The organism is Afipia sp. OHSU_II-C1, assembly GCF_000497575.1.
In the GTDB taxonomy this organism is placed as follows: Bacteria; Pseudomonadota; Alphaproteobacteria; order Rhizobiales; family Xanthobacteraceae; genus Afipia.
Genome location: NZ_APJI01000004.1, coordinates 111,637 through 132,160, shown reverse-complemented (window position 1 = coordinate 132,160; position 20,524 = coordinate 111,637). Strand labels below are relative to the sequence as shown.

Annotated in this window: 17 protein-coding genes; 3 read left to right on the top strand and 14 right to left on the bottom strand. The window is 61.8% G+C overall.

Annotated features, from left to right (window positions below):
* Nucleotides 1–85: 85 nt before the first annotated feature.
* Entirely contained in the window at nucleotides 86–742 is a 657-nt protein-coding gene (locus I554_RS0102655; protein ID WP_024575374.1) for a glutathione S-transferase, read from the bottom strand.
* A 116-nt stretch (nucleotides 743–858) separates the two neighbouring features.
* Between I554_RS0102655 and I554_RS0102650 the strand changes: the two genes are divergently transcribed.
* Entirely contained in the window at nucleotides 859–1,422 is a 564-nt protein-coding gene (locus I554_RS0102650; RefSeq protein WP_024575373.1) for a TetR/AcrR family transcriptional regulator, read from the top strand.
* Nucleotides 1,423–1,482: 60 nt separating this feature from the next.
* Here I554_RS0102650 and I554_RS0102645 read toward each other — a convergent pair whose 3' ends face one another.
* The 3 genes from I554_RS0102645 to I554_RS0102635 form a co-directional block, all read right to left on the bottom strand.
* The gene (locus I554_RS0102645) at nucleotides 1,483–2,973 is read right to left on the bottom strand and encodes an SPOR domain-containing protein (RefSeq protein WP_024575372.1); all 1,491 of its coding nucleotides are present in this window, start codon (nucleotides 2,971–2,973) and stop codon (nucleotides 1,483–1,485) included.
* Between the two features lie 104 nt (nucleotides 2,974–3,077).
* On the bottom strand, nucleotides 3,078–4,871 hold the full coding sequence (gene argS, locus I554_RS0102640; RefSeq protein ID WP_024575371.1) for an arginine--tRNA ligase: 1,794 nt from the start codon (nucleotides 4,869–4,871) through the stop codon (nucleotides 3,078–3,080).
* 47 nt (nucleotides 4,872–4,918) lie between these two features.
* Nucleotides 4,919–6,127, bottom strand: coding sequence for a deoxyguanosinetriphosphate triphosphohydrolase (locus I554_RS0102635; protein WP_024575370.1), 1,209 nt, complete (start codon nucleotides 6,125–6,127; stop codon nucleotides 4,919–4,921).
* Nucleotides 6,128–6,222: 95 nt separating this feature from the next.
* Between I554_RS0102635 and erpA the strand changes: the two genes are divergently transcribed.
* Complete coding sequence (gene erpA, locus I554_RS0102630) at nucleotides 6,223–6,573, top strand: iron-sulfur cluster insertion protein ErpA (RefSeq protein WP_024575369.1); 351 nt, start codon at nucleotides 6,223–6,225, stop codon at nucleotides 6,571–6,573.
* Nucleotides 6,574–6,790: 217 nt separating this feature from the next.
* Here erpA and I554_RS0102625 read toward each other — a convergent pair whose 3' ends face one another.
* The 3 genes from I554_RS0102625 to I554_RS0102615 all read right to left on the bottom strand — a co-directional run bounded on the left by I554_RS0102625 (nucleotide 6,791) and on the right by I554_RS0102615 (nucleotide 12,080).
* Nucleotides 6,791–7,639 (bottom strand): amidohydrolase family protein, encoded by an 849-nt coding sequence (locus tag I554_RS0102625; protein WP_024575368.1) that lies wholly within the window; start codon nucleotides 7,637–7,639, stop codon nucleotides 6,791–6,793.
* Between the two features lie 8 nt (nucleotides 7,640–7,647).
* A complete protein-coding gene (locus I554_RS0102620; protein ID WP_024575367.1) occupies nucleotides 7,648–10,776 on the bottom strand; it encodes an efflux RND transporter permease subunit in 3,129 nt (1,042 codons plus the stop codon).
* Between the two features lie 167 nt (nucleotides 10,777–10,943).
* A complete protein-coding gene (locus I554_RS0102615) occupies nucleotides 10,944–12,080 on the bottom strand; it encodes an efflux RND transporter periplasmic adaptor subunit (protein ID WP_024575366.1) in 1,137 nt (378 codons plus the stop codon).
* 182 nt (nucleotides 12,081–12,262) lie between these two features.
* Between I554_RS0102615 and xth the strand changes: the two genes are divergently transcribed.
* Nucleotides 12,263–13,048, top strand: coding sequence for an exodeoxyribonuclease III (gene xth / locus I554_RS0102610; protein WP_024575365.1), 786 nt, complete (start codon nucleotides 12,263–12,265; stop codon nucleotides 13,046–13,048).
* Between the two features lie 28 nt (nucleotides 13,049–13,076).
* Here the strand turns inward: xth and I554_RS0102605 are convergent, their stop codons facing one another.
* The 7 genes from I554_RS0102605 to I554_RS0102570 all read right to left on the bottom strand — a co-directional run bounded on the left by I554_RS0102605 (nucleotide 13,077) and on the right by I554_RS0102570 (nucleotide 20,511).
* Nucleotides 13,077–13,901: a tetratricopeptide repeat protein gene (locus I554_RS0102605; protein ID WP_024575364.1), complete on the bottom strand. Its 825-nt coding sequence runs from the start codon at nucleotides 13,899–13,901 to the stop codon at nucleotides 13,077–13,079.
* Nucleotides 13,888–15,612, bottom strand: a complete 1,725-nt coding sequence (ilvD, locus tag I554_RS0102600; RefSeq protein WP_024575363.1) for a dihydroxy-acid dehydratase — start codon at nucleotides 15,610–15,612, stop codon at nucleotides 13,888–13,890. Before ilvD ends, I554_RS0102605 begins: the two co-directional genes overlap by 14 nt.
* 263 nt (nucleotides 15,613–15,875) lie before the next feature.
* Nucleotides 15,876–16,151 (bottom strand): GlsB/YeaQ/YmgE family stress response membrane protein, encoded by a 276-nt coding sequence (locus I554_RS0102595; RefSeq protein WP_024575362.1) that lies wholly within the window; start codon nucleotides 16,149–16,151, stop codon nucleotides 15,876–15,878.
* Between the two features lie 78 nt (nucleotides 16,152–16,229).
* Nucleotides 16,230–17,660 carry a bifunctional serine/threonine-protein kinase/universal stress protein gene (locus tag I554_RS0102590; RefSeq protein ID WP_024575361.1) on the bottom strand — a complete coding sequence of 477 codons (1,431 nt, stop codon included), beginning with the start codon at nucleotides 17,658–17,660 and terminating at the stop codon, nucleotides 16,230–16,232.
* Nucleotides 17,660–18,400, bottom strand: a complete 741-nt coding sequence (locus I554_RS0102585) for a metallophosphoesterase family protein (protein ID WP_024575360.1) — start codon at nucleotides 18,398–18,400, stop codon at nucleotides 17,660–17,662. Before I554_RS0102585 ends, I554_RS0102590 begins: the two co-directional genes overlap by 1 nt.
* Nucleotides 18,401–18,478: 78 nt before the next feature.
* On the bottom strand, nucleotides 18,479–19,900 hold the full coding sequence (gene lpdA / locus I554_RS0102580; protein WP_024575359.1) for a dihydrolipoyl dehydrogenase: 1,422 nt from the start codon (nucleotides 19,898–19,900) through the stop codon (nucleotides 18,479–18,481).
* Between the two features lie 146 nt (nucleotides 19,901–20,046).
* Nucleotides 20,047–20,511, bottom strand: coding sequence for a hypothetical protein (locus tag I554_RS0102570; RefSeq protein WP_024575358.1), 465 nt, complete (start codon nucleotides 20,509–20,511; stop codon nucleotides 20,047–20,049).
* Between the last annotated feature and the right edge of the window lie 13 nt (nucleotides 20,512–20,524).

Here is a 20,524-nt window from a genome sequence, read left to right as displayed (position 1 = left end):
GTGATTGTGGGCGTCATCCACAATCGCAAACGCAATCGTTCCAATGATTTGGCGAAAGCTCCGAACAGCTTTCGCGATGCTGGTGTCACGCGGACACCGGTGCGGGCTCCGACATGGTGATCCGGTTCCTGACGCTGGAACGCTCCTGCATCCGCGCGTACCAGGCTTGGAGAGCCGTGCACTCTGCTGGTATCTCCACTTCGACGAGCTCCGCAAAGATCAGACCGCCGATCAACGTGATATCGGCCATCGAGAAGACCTCGCCCGCCACGAACGGCTGCCTTTTCAGAACGGCGTCGAAATAGTGCATCCCTCTCACCGCCTTGTCGCGCTGGCGAAGCCCCCATTCGGCGTTCTGGTAAATCTCGACATCCGGGCCGAGCCCCGGCGTGGCGTGATGGAAATAAACGCTGATGGCGTCGAGCAATTCCAGCTCGGCTCGCTTGCTCATCATGTGGATCACACCCTTTTGGCGAGCAGTCCTGCCGGTGAGCGTCGGAGCGCCGTCAAGGTTGTCGAGGTATTCGGTGATGGCCGTGCACTCGGCAATGAAAGTTCCGTCTTCGAGTTCGAGCACCGGGAGCGTGCCCGAGTAGTTTTTGGCGAGAAACTCGGGCTTCTTATGCTCGCCTTTCCACAGATTGACTGACACGAACTGGACCCGCGATTGCAGGTTCTTTTCCGCCAACGCGATACGGACGCGCGCCGGGTACGGGCCGGTATGCCAATCGTAAATCTTCATCGCGACTTCCTTTACTATGAATCTACCTATCACTTGGTAGGCTAAAACTACCATTTATATCCGCGCCGTCAATGTCTATCTACCACTTGGTAGATATTCTGAGGGTAGGGCGTCAGATGAGTTCAAATTCCAGGGAAGCCATTCTGGCAGCGGCCAAACAGACCGCACAGGCGCATGGATATGGCGGCCTGAATTTCCGCGAGCTCGCGGACGAAGTCGGCATCAAGGCGGCGAGCATCTACCACCACTTCCCGAGCAAGGCAGATCTCGCTGCGGCGGTAGCGAAGCGTTACTGGCAAGACTCGGCGGCGGCTCTCGAAGCGTTGCTGGCGGAGTCGCCAGATCCTCTCAGTTGCCTGCGCCAGTACCCCGATACATTCCGCAAAGCCCTCGAAAACAACAATCGCATGTGCCTCTGCAGCTTCATGGCCGCCGAGTACGATGATCTGCCGGAAGCGGTACGGAAAGAAATTCAGACCTTTACTGATGTGAATGTGGCGTGGCTAAACAGGGTCCTGTCTGCCGCGGGCGTGGCCCGCGCCAACGAGAGCGAACAGAGGGCGCGCGCTATCTTTGCAGCCATCGCTGGCGCTCAACTGATTGCAAGAAGCTGCTCGGAGATTTCGGTCTATGACGCGTTGATCGACAGCTATCGCGCGGCTGGGCTTTTACCGGGATAGATGTTGCGATCTTCGACGGCCGGAACGGCAAAGCAACTCCGCCGCTCAAGCCGTCGAAAACTAGTTCCTCTGGACCACGCACTGTCCGCCGGCCGATTTCAGACTGGTACAAAACTGCACAGCCTCATCGCCAGTCCCGAATGGGCCTACCATGGCACGATAGAAGGTACCCTTCCCGGCAATCTCGGCCTTGTGGATCGAAGCCGTCCGCGATCCGAGAAGCCCGGAATACTTGCCCTGCAAGGCTCTGAAAGAAGCCCGAGCGTCAGCCTCCGACTTCTGCGACGAGACCTGCACATAGGCGCCACTGCCGGTAACCTGAGCGGGACTGATCGCGGCCATCTTGGCCCGAGGCTCCGGTGCCTGCGGCGAGAGCGAAACCGGTGCGTTTGCGGACGGCGCGCCCGTCGAGGCGGTGCTGGCCGGCGCAGTGGTCGAAGCCCGTTGCGCGGGAGGTTGCGCACGTGCTGGTGCCGCCGGTGCCGCAGCCGCTGGATCCGGCTCACCCGGCCGGATGCTGAGGGTGCGGATCTTGCGCGGCTCCTCGCCGCCGGTCAGCGTGCCATTGCCCACGCCTGCTCCGGTCGGCCGCGCATTCGGTGAAGCGCTGGCGACGGTCGGCGGGTTCGCATTCTGGGTCAACGGCGGGAACACCACGCGCGGACCGGTCCGGGCGTTGACGTCGACAGGCTGCTCCTCGCGCGACACCATGCGCTCGGCCGACTTGTCGCCGACGCGGTCGGTGATCTGCTTGCTTGAGCCGTCGCCCGCGCCCGGCGGGATAACCTTGTTCGGGCCTGCATCGGCCTTGATCACCGGCGGCTCGCCGCTGCGCGGTGAACCGACGAACGTCCTGTAGGCGAAAGCCGCACCGGTGCCGACAACAGCAAGCAGCAGAACGACGACAACCGTCATTGTGCCGCCGCGCCGGGCCTTCGGGGCCTCCTGCTCGAAATCCTCGCCATAGGGCTGCCGGTCGTAGGCGCCGTTGCCGTAATGGTCGTCCTGCGCGCCATACTGGTCATGAGCCGGATCGTGATCCGGGCGGCCATAGAGCACGTCATCGTAGCGATCGCCGCCGGCGGCCTGATGTCCATGCGACTGTCCGGAGAGCACCGGATCGTAGCCGGAGTGATCGAACTGCGGCGCGTGCCTGCCGTAAGCCGGGTCATTCTGAGGGTCCGCATAGTGGGGATCGTAATGATCCTGCTGCGGAGCGTACGGCTCCTCATCGCGATAAGCCGGTTCTTGCCGATAGGGTGTCTCCTGCGGCGCAGGCCGCGATGCAGCCAGGTTCTGCATCCAGGAAGGCCGGGGCGGCGGAAGCTCTTCCTCAACCGCAGGCTCAGGCGCGTCGTATTGATCGTGATGCTGCTGGTGCCGCTGCTGTTGTCCATCGCGGCCGAAATTCGAAAGCGGATCGGCCTGCCCGATCAACCGCGCCAGTTCCGCCAGCGGATCGCTCTCGACTTTGTGCGAGGCCATGCTGGATTGATCCCGGCTGTAATCGTCGTCCGCCGGAAACGGTCTGTCGCGATACTGGTTCGCCATTGCGATGTTGCATCCCCTTCGGGAAAGCGCCTCGCCCGTCATTCAAACGAACGCCGCTATTCACACGGCCGCCACCCATTCCCCGTGGCGGTCAAATCCCCCAACTATCGCATCTCGTCTGGAGCATGGACGCCGAGCACGGCGAGGCCGGAAGCCAGAACCGAGACGACGCCCTGAACCAGGGCAAGTCGCGCGATTGTTACTTCTGCATCATTCTGGATAATGAAGCGTAAATGAGGCATATCGCGCCCCTTGGTCCAAAGCGCGTGAAATTCACTCGCCAGATCATACAGGTAAAACGCGATTCGGTGCGGTTCATGTGCGACCGCCGCCGCCTCGACGATCCGCGGATAAATCGCAATCTGCCGGATCAGGCTGAGTTCGACCGGATCGCTCAGACGCTCAATCTTTGCGCCGCGCAGGAATGTGACACGCTCCGCCGCAGTCTCGGGCAATGACGGAACCGTCTCGCGCGCATTCTTGAAAATCGAATGCCCGCGCGCGTGCCCGTACTGAACATAGAACACTGCGTTGTCCTTCGACTGCTCGATCACCTTGGCAAGATCGAAGTCAAGCACCGCATCGTTCTTGCGGAACAACATCATGAAGCGAACGGCGTCGGAACCGACTTCGTCCACGACCTCGCGCAGCGTGACGAAATCGCCGGAGCGCTTCGACATCTTTACCGGCTCGCCATTGCGCAGCAGCTTCACGAGCTGCACGATCTTCACATCGAGCGTCGCCTTGTTCGCGGTGACGGCCTTGATCGCCGCCTGCACACGCTTGATATAGCCGCCGTGGTCGGCACCCCACACATCGACCATGTTGAGGAAGCCGCGATCGAACTTCGTCTTGTGATAGGCGATGTCGGACGCGAAATACGTGTAGGAACCGTCCGACTTCTTCAGCGGACGATCGACGTCGTCGCCGAACGCGGTGGCGCGGAACAGCGTCTGCTCGCGATCTTCATAATCCTCGACCGGTGCGCCCTTCGGCGGCGGCAGACGCCCCTCATAAACGTCGCCCTTTGCGCGCAACTCCGCGATGGTAGCGCCGACCTGATCGGTGCCGCCCGCAATCAACGAGCGCTCCGAGAAAAATACATCGTGCCTGATGTTGAGCGCGGCGAGATCACCCTTGATCATCTCCATCATCATGGAAATGGCTTTTGCACGCACAACAGGAAGCCACTCAGCCTCCGACTGCTTGGTCAGCTTGTCGCCGTATTCGCTGGCAAGCGCCTTGCCGACCGGCACAAGATAGTCACCGGGATAAAGCCCTTCGGGAATCTCGCCGATGGTTTCGCCAAGCGCTTCGCGATAACGCAGGAAGGCAGAGCGCGCGAGCACGTCCACCTGCGCTCCGGCGTCGTTGATGTAATATTCCTTGGTGACGTCGTAGCCCGCGAACGACAGCAGGCTCGCCAGAGCGTCGCCGAACACCGCACCCCGGCAATGACCGACATGCATCGGCCCTGTCGGATTGGCCGAGACGTATTCGACGTTGACCTTCTCCGCCGCGCCGATTGCGCTGCGGCCGTAGCCGTTGCCCTGCTCCAGCACGGACCGCAATGCGCCGAACCAGGCGGACGTCTTCAGGGTCAGATTGATGAAGCCGGGTCCAGCCACGTCGACGCTTTCAACAATCGGATCGGCCCGAAGTTTGTCGGCGATCTTGTCGGCAAGCTCGCGCGGCTTCGTCTTGGCCTCCTTGGCCAGCACCATCGCCGCGTTGGTCGCCATGTCGCCATGCGCCGCATCTTTCGGCGGCTCCACCACCACACGCGAGAGGTCCATGCCTGCAGGCAGGACGCCTTCACTGCCGAGCGCGCCGCATACGGCATGCACGCGCGAAAGCACGTCGGCGAACAGATGTTGGGGGTGGCTGGGCGAAGTCATGAGACGTCCTGTAGTCCACGGAGAATGGGCCTTTTTCAGGCCGCCGCCTAACGTAAATCCGGGGTCGAGTCAAAAAGCCGCCGGTGCTCTATGATGGCGTATCGGTCGGTCATTCCGGCAATGAAATCGCCGATCCGGCGGGCCCGGCCAGCCTCACCGTCCTCGCCCTCATCCGGCAGCCATTCGGGGGGCAAATCACCCGGTTCGGCCTGATAGCGCGCGAACAGATCGCGGACCACGGCCTCCGCGTCCCGCATGACGCTCATCACCCGGTCGTGGCGATACATCCGCGTCTTGAGGAAGCGCTTGATCGCCGCCTCCGTTTTCTCCGCCTCCGCAGAGAACCCGACGAGCGTGGCATCGTGATTGCGCACATCGATCACACTCTCGAGACGTAGCGCCGTGAGCCGCTTGCACGTCTCGGAGAACACATCCTCGATCAGATAGGAGATCAGTTCGCGAACCAGTTCGGCGCCGCGGCGCGTCTCGTCGAGAACCGGATAGCGTGCCGTAATCACCGCGTTGATGTCGGCGATCAGCGGAATGGCACCGAGATCGTCGACGGTGAACAGCCCTGCCCGCAATCCGTCGTCGATATCGTGGGCGTCATACGCAATGTCATCGGCCACGGCGGCAACCTGCGCCTCCAGCGAGGCGTGACTCCACAACTCAAGATCGTGATACGCGACGTATTCAGAGATTCCGACTGGAACGCCATGGTCGCGGTAACGGCCAACGGGCTCGCCGTTGCTGTCGATCAAGGGACCGTTGTGCTTGACGATACCTTCGAGCGACTCCCACGTCAGATTGAGACCGTCGAACTGCGGATAGCGCCGCTCGAGCAAGGTGACCACGCGCAGGCTCTGCGCGTTGTGATCGAAACCGCCGTGCGCCTTGAGGCACTCGTCGAGCGCCCGCTCGCCCGCATGACCGAACGGCGGATGGCCGAGGTCATGGGCCAGCGCCAGCGTCTCGGTGAGATCCTCATCGAGCCCGAGCTGCCGCGCCAGCGCCCGGGCGATCTGCGCGACCTCCAGCGTATGGGTCAGGCGGGTGCGATAGTGATCGCCTTCGTGGAACACGAAAACCTGCGTCTTGTGTTTCAGACGCCGGAAGGCGTTGGAATGAATGACGCGGTCGCAGTCGCGCCGGAACGCGCTGCGCCGCAGGCTCGGCGGCTCGTTGAAGCGTCTCCCGCGGCTTTGACCGGGGTCGCAGCCATAGACCACACGGGGGGCAGCCATTCCGACCGACATCGAATTATTCTACTTTCGGTGTTTGATTCTGGCGTTGAGCGCACTTAACTATGCCACACGGGATGTTCAAATAGCCCCGTTTCCGGAGACTTATTATGACCGCCACCGACTTAGCACCGGCCGCCAACGTCACAATTTCGGAGCGGGCCGCGAAGCGAATCGGCGTGATCCTCAAATCCGAGGGCGAAGGCGCGATGCTGCGCATCAGCGTCGAGGGCGGCGGCTGCTCGGGCTTCCAGTACAAGTTCGATGTCGAACGCGCCAAGGCAGACGACGATCTTGTGATCGAACGTGACGATGCCGTGGTTCTGGTGGACCCCTCGTCCGTGCCGTTCCTGGCCGGATCGGAAGTCGACTTTGTCGATGACCTGATCGGCGCGTCGTTCCGCGTGGTCAATCCGAACGCCACCGCCTCCTGCGGCTGCGGCACCAGTTTTTCGATTTAGTTTCTTGAATTAGACACCTGCTCCGACGCGAGCGCAGTCCAACTCCCTCTCCCGTGGGGAGAGGGTTGGGGTGAGGGCGTAGAATCTATCGAGAGAGCGTACCCCCTCACCCGGCGCTACGCGCCGACCTCTCCCCATGGGAGAGGTAAAGCAAACTCTCATCCTTTGAGTCTCGCCGGAAACGGCTCGCACCTCAGGATGACGGCTGAAGATGCCGCTACTTCTCCGCAAACAGCCGCTTCGCGTTGCCATGCGCGATTTGCTTCGCCACGGGCAGCGGCAACTGCTTCAGCCAGCTGCGATACTCCGCCATGATCGAACCGTAACTCGACCAGCGCTCGCTGATCCAGGTATCCGAGCCCAGCAGGAAACGATCCGGATACTTCTCGAACATCGCCCGCCATTCCGGCGTCAACTCACCTCCGGCACCGGTGATGCCGCCGCGATACGACAGTTCGCCCCAAAGCTGCGGATAAGTCGCCAGCATCGCAGCGACACGGCTCGGCGCGAGGCTGAAGCCGGTATGCGCCCAGATGATCTTGGCGCGGCCGTTGTGGCGCATCAGAATCTCGACTGCCTCGTCGTCGGCATGAGCATGCAGGTAGAGATCGTTAGCGACCGCGAAGTCGACAGCCTTCTTCACCCACTCGGTGGCTGCGGCCTTCCCCGACAGATGAAACTCGCCGACACCGCGATAGTAGCCACGCTTGAACTCGTCCTGCACCAGATCGAAGATCGTCGGATCGTTGAACCAGGTCTGAATGTCGGGACGAACGCGATAGGGCCGGATGAACGGGACGATCCACAAGCCGTCGGCCTTTGCGTCCATCAGTGCATGGGTGCCGGTGTTGGGACGGCTGGTCGCCAGAATGCCGGTGACGCGGTGCTTCTTGAACAACGCGAGCACTTCATCGACCTGATAGTAGGGCTTCGGCTCCCAGTTGTAATGCAGATGGGCGTCGAAAATCTCGATCGGCTCTTCACTCGCGCGAACGGGCCCGGCCGCGAGCAGAGCAACGGCGGCGATGAGAACGCGCCACCCTGCCCGTGCGGATATGATCGGCATCTGTGATCCTACTCAGCCGCCGCAGCGCGCGGCGGTTCGACGTCCGGCGCCTCGATCAGCGTCGGATCGAGGCGGCGCTTCAGACGGCGATCGATCCGGTCGAGATAAATGTAGATCACCGGCGTGATGAACAGCGTCAGCAGTTGCGACACCAGAAGCCCGCCCACCACCGCCACGCCGAGCGGCTGACGCAACTCGGCGCCGGCGCCCGCGCCCAGCGCGATCGGGAGCGTGCCGAAGATCGCGGCGAAGGTCGTCATCATGATCGGCCGGAAGCGCATCAGCGCCGCCTCGCGAATAGCATGCTCCGCGCTCAGGCCCACGGAGCGGCGCTCGATGGCGAAGTCGACCATCATGATGGCGTTCTTCTTCACGATGCCGACCAGCATGACGATGCCGATCATGGCGATCACCGACAACTCCATCTTAAACAGCATCAGCGTCAGGATCGCGCCGATGCCCGCGGACGGCAGGCCCGAGATGATGGTGATCGGATGGATGAAGCTCTCGTAGAGAATGCCGAGAATGACGAAGGCGGCGAACACGGCGGCGAGAATGAGCACGCCTTGCCCGCGCAGCGAATCCTGGAACACCTGCGCAGTGCCTGAGAAGCCGGTCGCAATGGTCGCCGGCAAATTCGAATCCTGCTCGATCTTGGTGATCTGATCGACCGCATAGCCGAGCGACGTGCCGGGCCGCAGGTTGAACGAGATCGTCACCGCCGGCTGCTGGCCCTGGTGATTGATCTGCAACGGCCCGACAGTCGGCACCATTTTGGCCACCGCATCGAGCGGAATGGTCTGATTGTTCGTGGTCTTCACATACAGCTTGGACAGGTCGGTCGGATCGACGCGGAACTTCGGCTGCACTTCCAGAATGATCTGGTAGTCATTCGAGGGCATGTAGATCGTGCCCACCTGCCGCGCGCCGTAGGCGTTGAAGAGCTGGTTGCGGATCTGGTCCGCAGTAACGCCATAGACTGCGGCCTTCTCGCGGTCGATCTCGACTGTGAGCTGCGGGTTCTTGATGTAAAGATCCGTGGTGACATCCTGCAATCCATCGACCTTCGCGATGCGATCGCGCATTTCAGGCGCCGCGCGGTAGAGCGAATCCGTATCGCCGCTCTGCAACGTGTACTGGTACTGGCTCTTGGACGGGCGTCCGCCGATATTCAGGTTCTGGATGCCCTGGAAGAACGCCTGCAGGCCCGGCACCTGCAGCGCCTTCTGCCGCAGCCGCGCCATCACCACCGGTGCCGGATCGCGCTCGTCCTTCGGCTTCAGACCGATGAACAGGCGTCCGTAGTTCGCGGTCGGATTGGGGCCGCCGGAGCCGACGGTGCTGTTGACGAATTCCACCGCCGGATCGGCCCGCAGAATGTCGGCAAGAATTTTCTGGCGGTCACTCATCGCCGCGAACGAGGTATCGGTCGCGGCTTCCGTCGTGCCGCTGAGGAAGCCGGTGTCTTCCTGCGGGAAGAAACCCTTCGGCACGATCATGTAGAGCCAGATGGTGAGGCCAAGTGTTGCGAACGTCACCAACAGCATGACCGACTTGTAGGCCAGCACGCGATCCAGCGTCCATTCATAGGCGCGCAGCCAGGACTCAAACATCGCCTCGAACCAGCGCAGCACGAAGTTGGGTTTGTGATGCGGATCGTGGGGCTTGAGCACCCGCGCGCAGAGCATGGGCGTCAGGGTCAGCGACACGAATCCGGACACAAGGATGGCTACAGAGATCGTTACGGCGAACTCACGGAACACGCGGCCGACAATGCCGCCCATCAGCAGCACCGGGATGAACACCGCGATCAGCGAGAACGTGATCGACAGGATGGTGAAGCCGATCTCGCGCGCGCCCTTCAACGCGGCCTCGTAAGGCTTCATGCCCTCCTCGATGTGGCGCATGATGTTTTCAAGCATGACGATGGCGTCGTCGACCACGAAGCCGACCGACAGCGTCAGCGCCAGCAGCGTCATGTTGTTGATCGAGTAGTCGAGCGCGTACATCACCGCGCAGGTGCCCAGCACCGAAATCGGAACCGCAAGCGCCGGAATAAGGGTGGCGGACGCCGAGCGCAGGAACAGGAAGATCACGACGATCACGAGGCCGACGGCGATCAGCAGCGTCTCCTCCACGTCGGCAACGGACTCGCGGATCGACACCGAGCGGTCGAGGGTGACGTCCATCGTGACCGACGGCGGGATCTGCGCTCGCAGCGATGGCAGCTTGGCGCGCACCGCATCGACCACCGCCACGGTGTTGGCGTCGGGCTGTTTCTGGATCGCCAGCACGATGGAACGGGTGCCGTTGAACCAGGTCGCAGCCTTGTCGTTCTCGACGCTGTCGTAGATTTTCGCGACTTCGTCGAGCTTCACCGGCGAGCCGTTGCGCCAAGCCACCACGACCTGACGATAGTCGCTCGCCTTGCTGAGCTGTCCCGAGGCCTGGATCGCGATGTCCTGCTTCGGACCGTTCAGGGTGCCGACCGGCGTTGACGAATTGGCACGCGACACGGCGGTGCGGATGTCTTCCAGCGACAAGCCGCGCGCCGCGGCGGCTTCGGGATCGGCCTGCACACGAACCGCGAACTTCTGCGGACCGTAGATCAGGACCTGCGCCACGCCCGGAATCTGCGACAGGGTCTGTCCAATGGTGATGTCGCCGTATTCGTTGACGGTCGAGAGCGGCAGGGTTTCGGAACTCAGCGACACGAACAGCACGGGGAAGTCGGCCGGGTTCACCTTGCGGAAGCTCGGCGGGACCAGCATTTCCACCGGCAGACGTCGCTGCGCGACAGTCAGCGCGGTCTGCACGTCGAGAGCCGCGCCATCGATGTTGCGGTTGAGGTCGAACTGGATGGTGATCGAGGTCGTGCCCTGCGACGAACTCGACGACATCGAGGAGATACCCGCGACGGTCGAAAGCTGGCGCTCGATCGGACCCGCAACAGACGCCGCCATGGTGTCGGCGCTGGCGCCCGGCAGGGTTGCCGTGACCTGAATGGTCGGAAAATCAACCTTGGGAAGCGCGGAAACCGGCAGCAGCCGGAAGCCGAACACACCGAACGCGATGATCGACGCCGTCATCAGCGTCGTCATCACCGGTCTGCGGATACAAAGCTCCGACAGGTTCATTCGAGTGTCCCGATCCGCCGTTCGCTTGAACCTTGCAGCGCCTTCCGCAGCGAACGTCGGATCGGAAGGACACTCGAAAACTTATATTTGCTAGTGACCCCTTGTTTCTAACATTCGCAAAAATGCCTGCTGAGAAGGGACGCGAATGTTAGAGTCGGATCACTAGATTATGCTCCGGCCTTGCGGTTGCGCGGCTCCACCGGCGAACCGTTGGACAGAAGGAGCTGCCCATCGACAACGATATCCTCCCCGCCTCCGAGGCCGGTCTCAACCACGGACAGTCCCTGAAACGTGCGGCTGACCGTCACCGGTTGCATCTGCGCCTTCCCGTCACGGACGACGAAGACGAAGTTGCCGGTCTGGCTTCGCTGGATGCCGACCGAGGGCACGACGACTGCGGTTTCATTACGAACCGTAAGGGTCGCGTTGACGAGGATACCGGGCCACAAGACCTCGCTCTCGTTGCCCATGATGCCGCGCACGGTCACCATGCCGGTGGTGGCATCGACGGTGTTCTCGACCATCGCAACAGTGCCGGTTTCGGATTTGTTGTTGCCGGGAATGGTCGCCGTCACCGACGACTGATTTTCCTTCATGGCATCGCGCAAATCGCTCAGCACACGCTGCGGGATTGCGAACGTCACATAGACCGGCGCCATCTGGTTGATGGTCGCGAGCGGCGACGTATCCGCAGGACGGACGAAATTCCCGACCTTGACCGACGCTGCGCTGATGCGGCCGCTGATCGGCGCGACAATCCTGGTGTAGCTCTTCTGGACCTTCAGATTGTCCAGAATGGCCTGATCGGCCTGAATGGTCGCGGTCGCAGTGTCGGCGGCGGTCTTCGCATTGTCGACGTTGACCTGTGTGGTTGCCCCCTTGCCGATCAACTCGTTGAAACGCCTCATGTCGCGCTCCGCCGCGACGAGTGTCGATTGAGACCGCGCGAGATTGCCTTCAGCCTGCGCGATCTGCGCGTCGATCTGGCGCGAGTCCAGTGTGAACAGCAGATCGCCTTCCTTGACGCGAGCGCCGTCCTCGAAGTGAACTCCGACGATGGTGGTCTCGACCCGGGATTTCAGCGCCACGCTCGAGATCGGCGTCACCATTCCGATGGAATCCACATCGACCGGAACCCGCTTCTTCTCGGCTTTCGCGATCTCCACGGAAATGGCGCGAGGCCGAGGCGGAGCCTGCGCGGTGGTCGCGCCGCCCATCCACGTCGATCGCGTTGCATAGAGCGCGACAGCCGCAACAACGATGGCCGCGAGCAAAATACGCCGTTTGAAAAAATTTCCAGTCATGCCGTTTCTCGGGTTCAGGATTCAGGCTGTGCAAAAACGCCTAACAGCCGCCGTTTCCCCAACCCCATGGTGCTGGTTTTCCAGCGTTAATTTGTATTCGGCTTATCACAGCCGCTCCGCCCGTGGTACGGCTTACAGGTGGATTCTTCGTAATATTGCCCACGTCACTAACGGAAATGGCCATGCGGATCGCCACCTGGAACGTTAACTCTGTCCGACAGCGGCTCGATCATCTGCTGACGTGGCTCAAGGAGCGGTCCCCGGACATCGTCTGCCTGCAGGAGATCAAGTGCGTGGACGAGGCGTTTCCGCGCGAGCCGATCGAGGCGCTCGGCTACAACGTGGTGACCCACGGCCAGAAGACCTTCAACGGTGTGGCGCTGCTCTCCAAGTACCGGTTCGACGAAACCACGCCGCGTCTGGACGGCGACGCCGAAGATCTCCACGCTCGCTTTCTCGAAGGAGTCGTGTCTCACGCAAACGGCACCCTGCGGATCGCGTGCCTTTACCTGCCCAACGGCAACCCGCCGGAAACGGATAAATATCCTTACAAAATCAAGTGGATGGACAGGCTTATTCAGTATTCGAAAGAGCGCCTGAAGGGTGAGCAGCCGCTGGTGCTGGCGGGCGACTTCAACGTCATCCCCGCCAATGGCGACGTCTACAATCCTGCCGCCTGGGCGAACGACGCTCTGTTCCTGCCAAAGACGCGCGAGCGCTTCCGCACCCTGCTCAATCTCGGGCTGACCGACGCGATCCGCGCGGTTTCGGACCAGCCCGGCCAATATACGTTCTGGGATTATCAGGCCGGCGCATGGCCGAAGAACAACGGCATCCGGATCGACCACCTGCTGCTGTCGCCGCAGGCCAGCGATCGGTTGCTCGATGCCGGCATCGATCGGTACGTGCGGGGATGGGAAAAGGCGTCAGATCACGTTCCGGTGTGGATCGATCTGGATCTGAACTAAGCGGCGCCCGGTTCGCGAAGCGAACAGGTTAGTCCCGGCGGCCCTGAACCCAGCGCTCGAGCATCTGCAACGCCATGGCCCGATCATCCTCAGACGCCTTGGCCATCGCCGTCTTGTAGCTGTCCTTGATCCAGATCTCGTCGGGCCCCGCGCTGTCCTGCGCCAAGGTCAGCCACATCAGACCGCGGGCCGCCTGACGCTGAGAGCCGGTACCGTTGAACAGCATCTGGCCGAGCAGCGCTTGCGCTTGATGCTGGCCCTTGCGCGCTGCCAGCCCGAGCCAGCGAATGCCGTACCTGGTATCGCGCGGCATGCCGACGCCGTCGAGATACATCCTTGCGAGATTGTACTGCGCTTCGGCGTTGCCGAAATACGATGCGGCGTAGGAGAACATTTCCCGCGCCCGCTCCGGATCGGCCTTCACCTTGGAGTTCGGGATGCCGGACACGTAGTAGCGGCCGAGCGCTACGAACGCGTTCGCGACGATCGTGGCCTGCGGCGCCGACGGGCTGTCTTCGGCGTGGGCGTTGGCGATCTTGCTGAAATAGTCATAGGCGCGCAGATCGTCCTGGGCGACGCCGTCGCCCTTGGCGTACATGCGCCCGAGCTTCCACTGTGCCACAGGGTGACCGCCCTCGGCGGCATACTGCAGGGCCGTCAACGCCGCCGGCTGCGGAATGTCCGCCGGCGGAACCGGCTTCTTCAGCACCGGAACGCCGCTCGGCGCGGCAACCATCGGCAACGCAGCTTCCTGACCGCCCGGCGATGTTCCCTCGAACGCAAAGGCCGGACCTGCCGCGAAAAACACGACAACCAGAGCACCAACGATACCGATGCGCTCAGATGTCCGCATAACACACCTTCTCGGCTGCCCCGCCGGGATGGGTCACCGCGCCCTTGATTGCCGGTCCCACCTGCTGGGCATATTTCCAAAGCACGCCGGAACCGACCGAGGTTTCACGCGGCTTCCACGCCTTCCTGCGTTCGGCCAACTCTTCGTCTGTCAACTTAACTTGGAGTGTGCCGTTGACCGCATCAAGTTCGATGATATCGCCGTCGCGGATCAGCCCGATCGGGCCGCCGACGGCGGCCTCCGGTCCGACGTGACCGACGCAGAAGCCTCGGGTGGCGCCGGAGAAGCGGCCATCCGTAATGAGGGCCACCTTGCCGCCCATACCCTGGCCGGTGAGAGCCGCGGTTGTCTGGAGCATTTCCCGCATGCCGGGACCACCCTTGGGGCCCTCATAGCGGATCACGATGACGTCGCCTTCCCTGTAGGTCTTCTTATTCACGCACTCGAACGCGTCTTCTTCGCAATCGAAGCAACGCGCGGGCCCTGTGAACTTCAACACCGACATTCCAGCGACTTTCACGATCGCGCCGTCCGGCGCGAGATTGCCCTTCATGCCGACAACGCCACCGGTTACGGTGATCGGCTTATCGGCAGGATGCACCACGTCCTGGTGCGGATTCCATTTCACGCTCTTGAGGTTGTCGGCGATGGTCCGTCCGGTGACCGTCATGCAGTCGCCGTGCAAGTAACCGTTGTCCAAGAGGGTCTTCATCAAAAGCGGTATTCCGCCAGCCTCGAACATGTCTTTGGCGACATAACGGCCACCCGGCTTCAAATCCGCGATATACGGTGTCTTTTTGAAGATTTCGGCGACATCGAAAAGATCAAACTCAATTCCGCATTCGTGCGCCATCGCCGGTAAATGCAGCGCAGCATTGGTCGAACCGCCGGACGCCGCGACCACGGCGGCTGCGTTTTCCAATGCCTTACGGGTCACGATGTCGCGCGGACGGATGTTCTGCGCGATCAATTCCATGATCTTTTCACCCGCCGCCATGCAGAAGCTGTCGCGGATTTCGTATGGCGCCGGCGCTCCGGCCGAGTACGGCAGGGCCAGACCAATGGCTTCGGAAACGGTCGCCATGGTGTTGGCGGTAAACTGGGCACCGCAGGCGCCTGCCGAAGGGCACGCCACCCGCTCGATTTCGTCCAGATCCTCGTCGGACATTTCGCCGACCGAGTGCTTGCCGACCGCCTCGAACATGTCCTGGACGGTGACCTGCTGGCCCCGGAAGTTGCCGGGCAGGATCGAGCCGCCGTAGATGAAGATCGACGGCACGTTGAGGCGCAGCATCGCCATCATCATACCCGGCAAGGACTTGTCGCAGCCCGCCAGCCCGATCAGGGCGTCATAGGCATGACCGCGGACGGTCAATTCAACGGAATCGGCAATGGTTTCCCGTGACGGGAGCGACGAGCGCATCCCCTCGTGGCCCATGGCGATGCCGTCGGTGACGGTAATGGTGCAGAACTCGCGCGGGGTGCCGCCGGCGGAGGCGACGCCCTTTTTCGCGGCCTGCGCCTGACGCATCAGGGAAATATTGCAGGGAGCGGCCTCGTTCCAGCAGGAGGCTACGCCAACGAACGGCTGGTGAATCTGCTCGGTGGTGAGGCCCATGGCATAGAGGTAGGAGCGATGGGGCGCGCGCGCGGGACCTTCCGTGACGTAACGGCTTGGAAGTCGCGCCTTGATGTTGCTCTTCGCGTCCATCGTGAACCTTGTCCCGCAGCCGCCCCGAGAGCCAGAAAACCCCCTAAAAATGGGAGGTTCTTCCGATGCCATCGCGAATGCCGTGGCGTTTCGCCTACGGAATAATGATCTCATGGAGGCGTGTGGCTAAATAGCGGCGCGCGCAAGTGCTTGCTGGGGCCACGGTTAAATGTTCACGAAGTGTTGTAGGCACGCAACATTCGTTGCGCCGCGGCAACGATACCGCGGCGGCCAGTCCAGCGATTGAGAAAGGGAGCGACCCGTTAACGCTGACGGATCATGCGCCAGGCAAACAGCAGGAGAACTGCGCCGATGGACGCGGAAATCAGCGTCCGCCAGAAGCCAAAGACCGGCACCTGTGCGATTTCCGCGAGCTTGGCGCCGACAAACGAACCGGCAATGCCGACCAGAATGTTAGTGAAGATGCCATGGTTGGACTCCGTCACCCGTTCGGCAATCCAGCCGGCAATCGCGCCGATCAGGAGCATGGTGAAAAAGCCCACCCCGGGCTGGCTGAAAAATGCCTGTGCTTCGTTCATCGACGAATCCCCTCAGTGGAATGTCATCATAACCCGATCTTACAGGAACTATATGACCGTGCGTCTATACCGGCGGGGCTACGGCCGCCCTTCCCCATCCTGACCGGCCCGCCTGCGAGTGGGACGAACGACGGTCACACTGCAGGGTGCTTCCGCCGCGACCTTCGCCGATACGCTGCCGAGAACCGTCTTTCGAAACGAGTTCTCGCGCGCGCCGATCAGGACATGATCGACCAGATTTGAGCTGGCGAACTCGAGGATGGCGTTTGCCGGATCGAAGGCTTCGATCACATGGACCGTAAAACTCTCATCGCCAAGTCCAAGCGTCCGCGCCCAGTTCTTCAACTCGGCAAGCCGCCCGACATGTTTGTTGTGCCCTTCCTCGTTCAGCGCATGATCGACGGTAAGACGCGCGAGCTTGAGGACGTTGACGCATGCGAGCCGCGCACCGGGAACGGCCTTCGCAATGCGCGCGGCCTCCGTGCGAAGGGCTTCGTTAAGGGCCTCGTTGGCGTCGTCGAGATTGATCGCCACAGCGATGATCGGGACCTGTGCGAGGTGTGAGGCAATATCCGGGCGCGACCGCGAAGCCATGAGTTCGTTGTTGAAGCGCCGGCGCAGAACGGTGGCAAGTCCGTCACGCTTCAGCCTCTCGGCGCGTGCGGTCATTTTGACCTGATCGGGATTGCCAAGATCGAAGGCAAGCTGCCGCGCGGACGGATAACGCCACGCCGGCTGCACCTCGAGACAGTGGAGGACGATTTCCTGAAGCCACGGCGGATAGTCCGGACGCAGACGGCGCGGCGGAACCGGGTCTTTCCAAAGACGCCGCCGCATCCCGCTCAAGGTTTCAGATTCACCGAACGGCCGCTCGCCCGTGGTGAAGAAATAAAGCAGCACACCGAGCGCAAACAGATCGCTGCGGGGATCATTACGGGTGCCGAGCAGTTGTTCGGGCGCCATGTATGGCGCGGTCCCGAACGGCACGCGAAACTCCTCCTGCATCAGGTCCGGCAGATGATCGTGATGCGACAGGCCATAGTCGATCAGCACGGCCTCGCCTGTCGGCCTGAACATGATGTTGCTCGGCTTGATGTCGAGATGCACGACGCTCTGCCGATGCAGATCATCCAGCGCCGTGGCAATTTTCAGCCCGATTCCGACAGCCTCCTCATACGGAAGCGGGAGATCCGCTAATCGCTTGTAGAGGGTGTCGCCAGGGATGCGCTCCATCACGATGTAGGGCTGCGGTGTGGAGAAATCTCCCAACGCTATGAATTTTGGAACATGGATGCCGGAGAGGCGCGGCAAAATCATCTGCTCCATCTCGAAGCTGACAATGGCCGCGGGATCCGGGCTGTCTCCGAACCGTGGCACTTTCATCAGCATCGGCTGCGGATGGTCCGGATGCGACACACGCCATAGGGTCGCCATGCCGCCGCGATGCACCTGTTCCTCGACCAGGAAACCATCGAGTACTTCGCCGGGAACGAGTTCGGGCCTGGCCATCAGTGCCCCTCGTACAATCGCTCGGCGAGCGAAGGGGGCAATCCGTTGTCGCGAATTCGCGCGGCGGCGCCGTCGATGTCATAGGGAGCGCGGCAGAAGGTGATCTCGTTCCGGTCGGTATCCAGCATGGCATAGGACGCTGCCGGATTGCCGTCGCGCGGCTGGCCCACAGAACCGACCACCGCGAGCCACTGCCGGCCCTTCATCAACTGGATCGGTACGCCCGTTTTGGGCGTGAAGGGCGTAATCTTTCCAATCGACGAGAGCGAATAGAGCGCGGGAATGTGAACGTGGCCGCACAGGGTCAGTGGCAGTCGTGTCACTTCCAGACTTCGGGTCGCGCTCTGGCCATCGGTCACATAGTGCCACTGAGCGGGCGCGGTGGCATCCGCGTGAACAAGCAGCCGCCCGCCATCCTCGACCGACAATGGCAGTTCGGCGAGAAACTGCCGCTCGGCACGGCCGAGCACGTTCCGCGTCCACTCAATCGCAACCTGCGCCTTTGCATTCATGCGCTCGCTGGGGACCGCAATGGCATTGTCATGATTGCCGCGGACGGCGAGCGCACCATGCCCGACCAGTTCCATGGCCGTCTGCGTGCACCAGTCCGGGTCCGCGCCATAACCCACGATGTCACCGAGCAGATAGATTTTCTCCGCGCCATCGCTTTTCGCGCGCGCGAGGCAAGCCTCGAACGCCTGACGGTTGGCATGAATATCGGCAAACACTGCAATCAGCACGTCGGACTGTCCTCACTGACGATTGCAGGCCCTTGCGCAGCCGAGCGCCTTGATCTGGATCAGGCTCCAGCTTCCGGATTACATGTTCAGCACGCGGCCGTAGGCATCGAGCACAGCTTCCTTCATCGTCTCCGAAATGGTCGGATGCGGGAAGATGGTGTGGAACAGTTCTTCCTCGGTGGTCTCGAGGTTCATTGCCACAACGAAGCCCTGGATCAGTTCGGTGACTTCCGATCCGACCATGTGCGCGCCGAGAAGCTGACCGGTCTTCTTGTCGAACACCACCTTGACCATGCCCTGGTCTTCGCCCTGTGCGATGGCCTTGCCGTTGCCGACGAACGGGAAACGGCCGACGCGAATGTCCTTGCCTGCTTCCTTCGCCTTCGCCTCGGTGAGGCCGACCGATGCGATCTGCGGATGGCAATAGGTACAGCCGGGAATGAGCGTCTTGTCCATCGGATGCGGATGCAACCCCTTGATGGCCTCGACGCAGATAATGCCTTCATGCTCGGCCTTGTGGGCGAGCATCGGCGGACCTGCGACATCGCCGATGGCATAGATGCCGGGCACGTTGGTCTTGCCGTAGCCATCGATCACGATGCAGCCGCGATCGGTTTTCACACCGAGCTTTTCGAGACCGAAGCCTTCGATGTTGCCGACCACGCCGACCGCCGAGATGACGCGATCCACCTCGATCTGCACCGGCTTGCCCTTGCCGTCATCGATGGTGGCGACAACGCTGTCGGCCTTCTTGGCGAGTTTGGTCACCTTGGTGTTCGACATCACCTTGATGCCCTGCTTCTCGAACTGCTTGCGCGCGAAACCTGCGATCTCGGCGTCCTCCACGGGAAGGATTTGCGGCAGCACCTCAACCACGGTCACCTCCGCCCCCATGGTGCGGTAGAACGATGCGAACTCGATGCCGATGGCGCCTGAGCCGACCACCAGCAGCGACTTCGGCATCTTGTCCGGGTTCATCGCCTCGAAGTAGGTCCAGACCAGTTTCTTGTCGGGCTCGAGACCCGGCAGCACGCGCGGCCGCGCGCCGGTCGCGACGATAATGTGCTTTGCGTTGTAAGTGCCCGCACCCAGCGCGCCCTTGGGCGCGGCGGCTTCGGTTTTCTTCACGGTGAACTTGCCGCCGCCGTCCAGCGTCGCCTCACCCCAGATGATCGTGATCTTGTTCTTGTTCATCAGGAATTCGACGCCGCCATTGAGGCGCTTCACCACGCCGCGCGAGCGCGCGATCACGGCTTTCGGATCGAACGAGACGTTGTCCGCCGACAGGCCATAGTCCTTGGCGTGCTTCATGTAGTGATAGATTTCCGCCGAGCGCAGCAGCGCCTTGGTCGGAATACAGCCCCAGTTGTTGCAGATGCCGCCGAGATAGGCCTTCTCGACAATGGCGGTCTTGAAACCAAGCTGCGCCGCGCGGATGGCGGTGACATAGCCGCCGGGGCCGGAACCGATCACGACAACGTCGAAAGATGTATCAGCCATAAAGAACTCCATTCGCCCGTTGGCGCGCTATTGCCGGTAGTAGTCTTGCACTGTTGTCCACGCGACGTCCTGTAGAAACGCCGCGGTCGCCGCGCCCGCAAGCGCCGACTGAGTCCATCTCGCCGTTCGGAACATCATTGGCTTCGTCAGTGGCCGCCTCCACTGAAAGATGTCTCAGCCGTTCGAATGTTTTTCGGTTCGAGACGCTCTGCAAAACGCCGGAGCATGGCCCATGGCAGGATCAACGTCAGGATGATGGGGCCGACAATCTGCAGCATTTCCTGAATGTCGCCCTCGCGAATTTCATGAAACTCGCGGACCGATATGTCGGAATACTTCAGGCCCGCAGCCAGCAACAGGAATGGCACCAATGGCACCAGCAGCGCGATATTCAGGGCGCGAGGGCCGCTCCTCCAGAACACCGCCACAGTAAAGCAGATCAGCGCAATGACGCTGAAGACCGGCGTATAGATAAGGCCGATAATCTCCGTCATCGAACACGACAGCCGCTCACCCTGGCACGGCCGCAAAAGCCCAGCGACGTAACCGAACGCGAGGGCTGCAGCAAGACCGAGCACGCAGGCAAGTGCAATGATCCCAAACCGGCGCATATGCGCTCCCGGC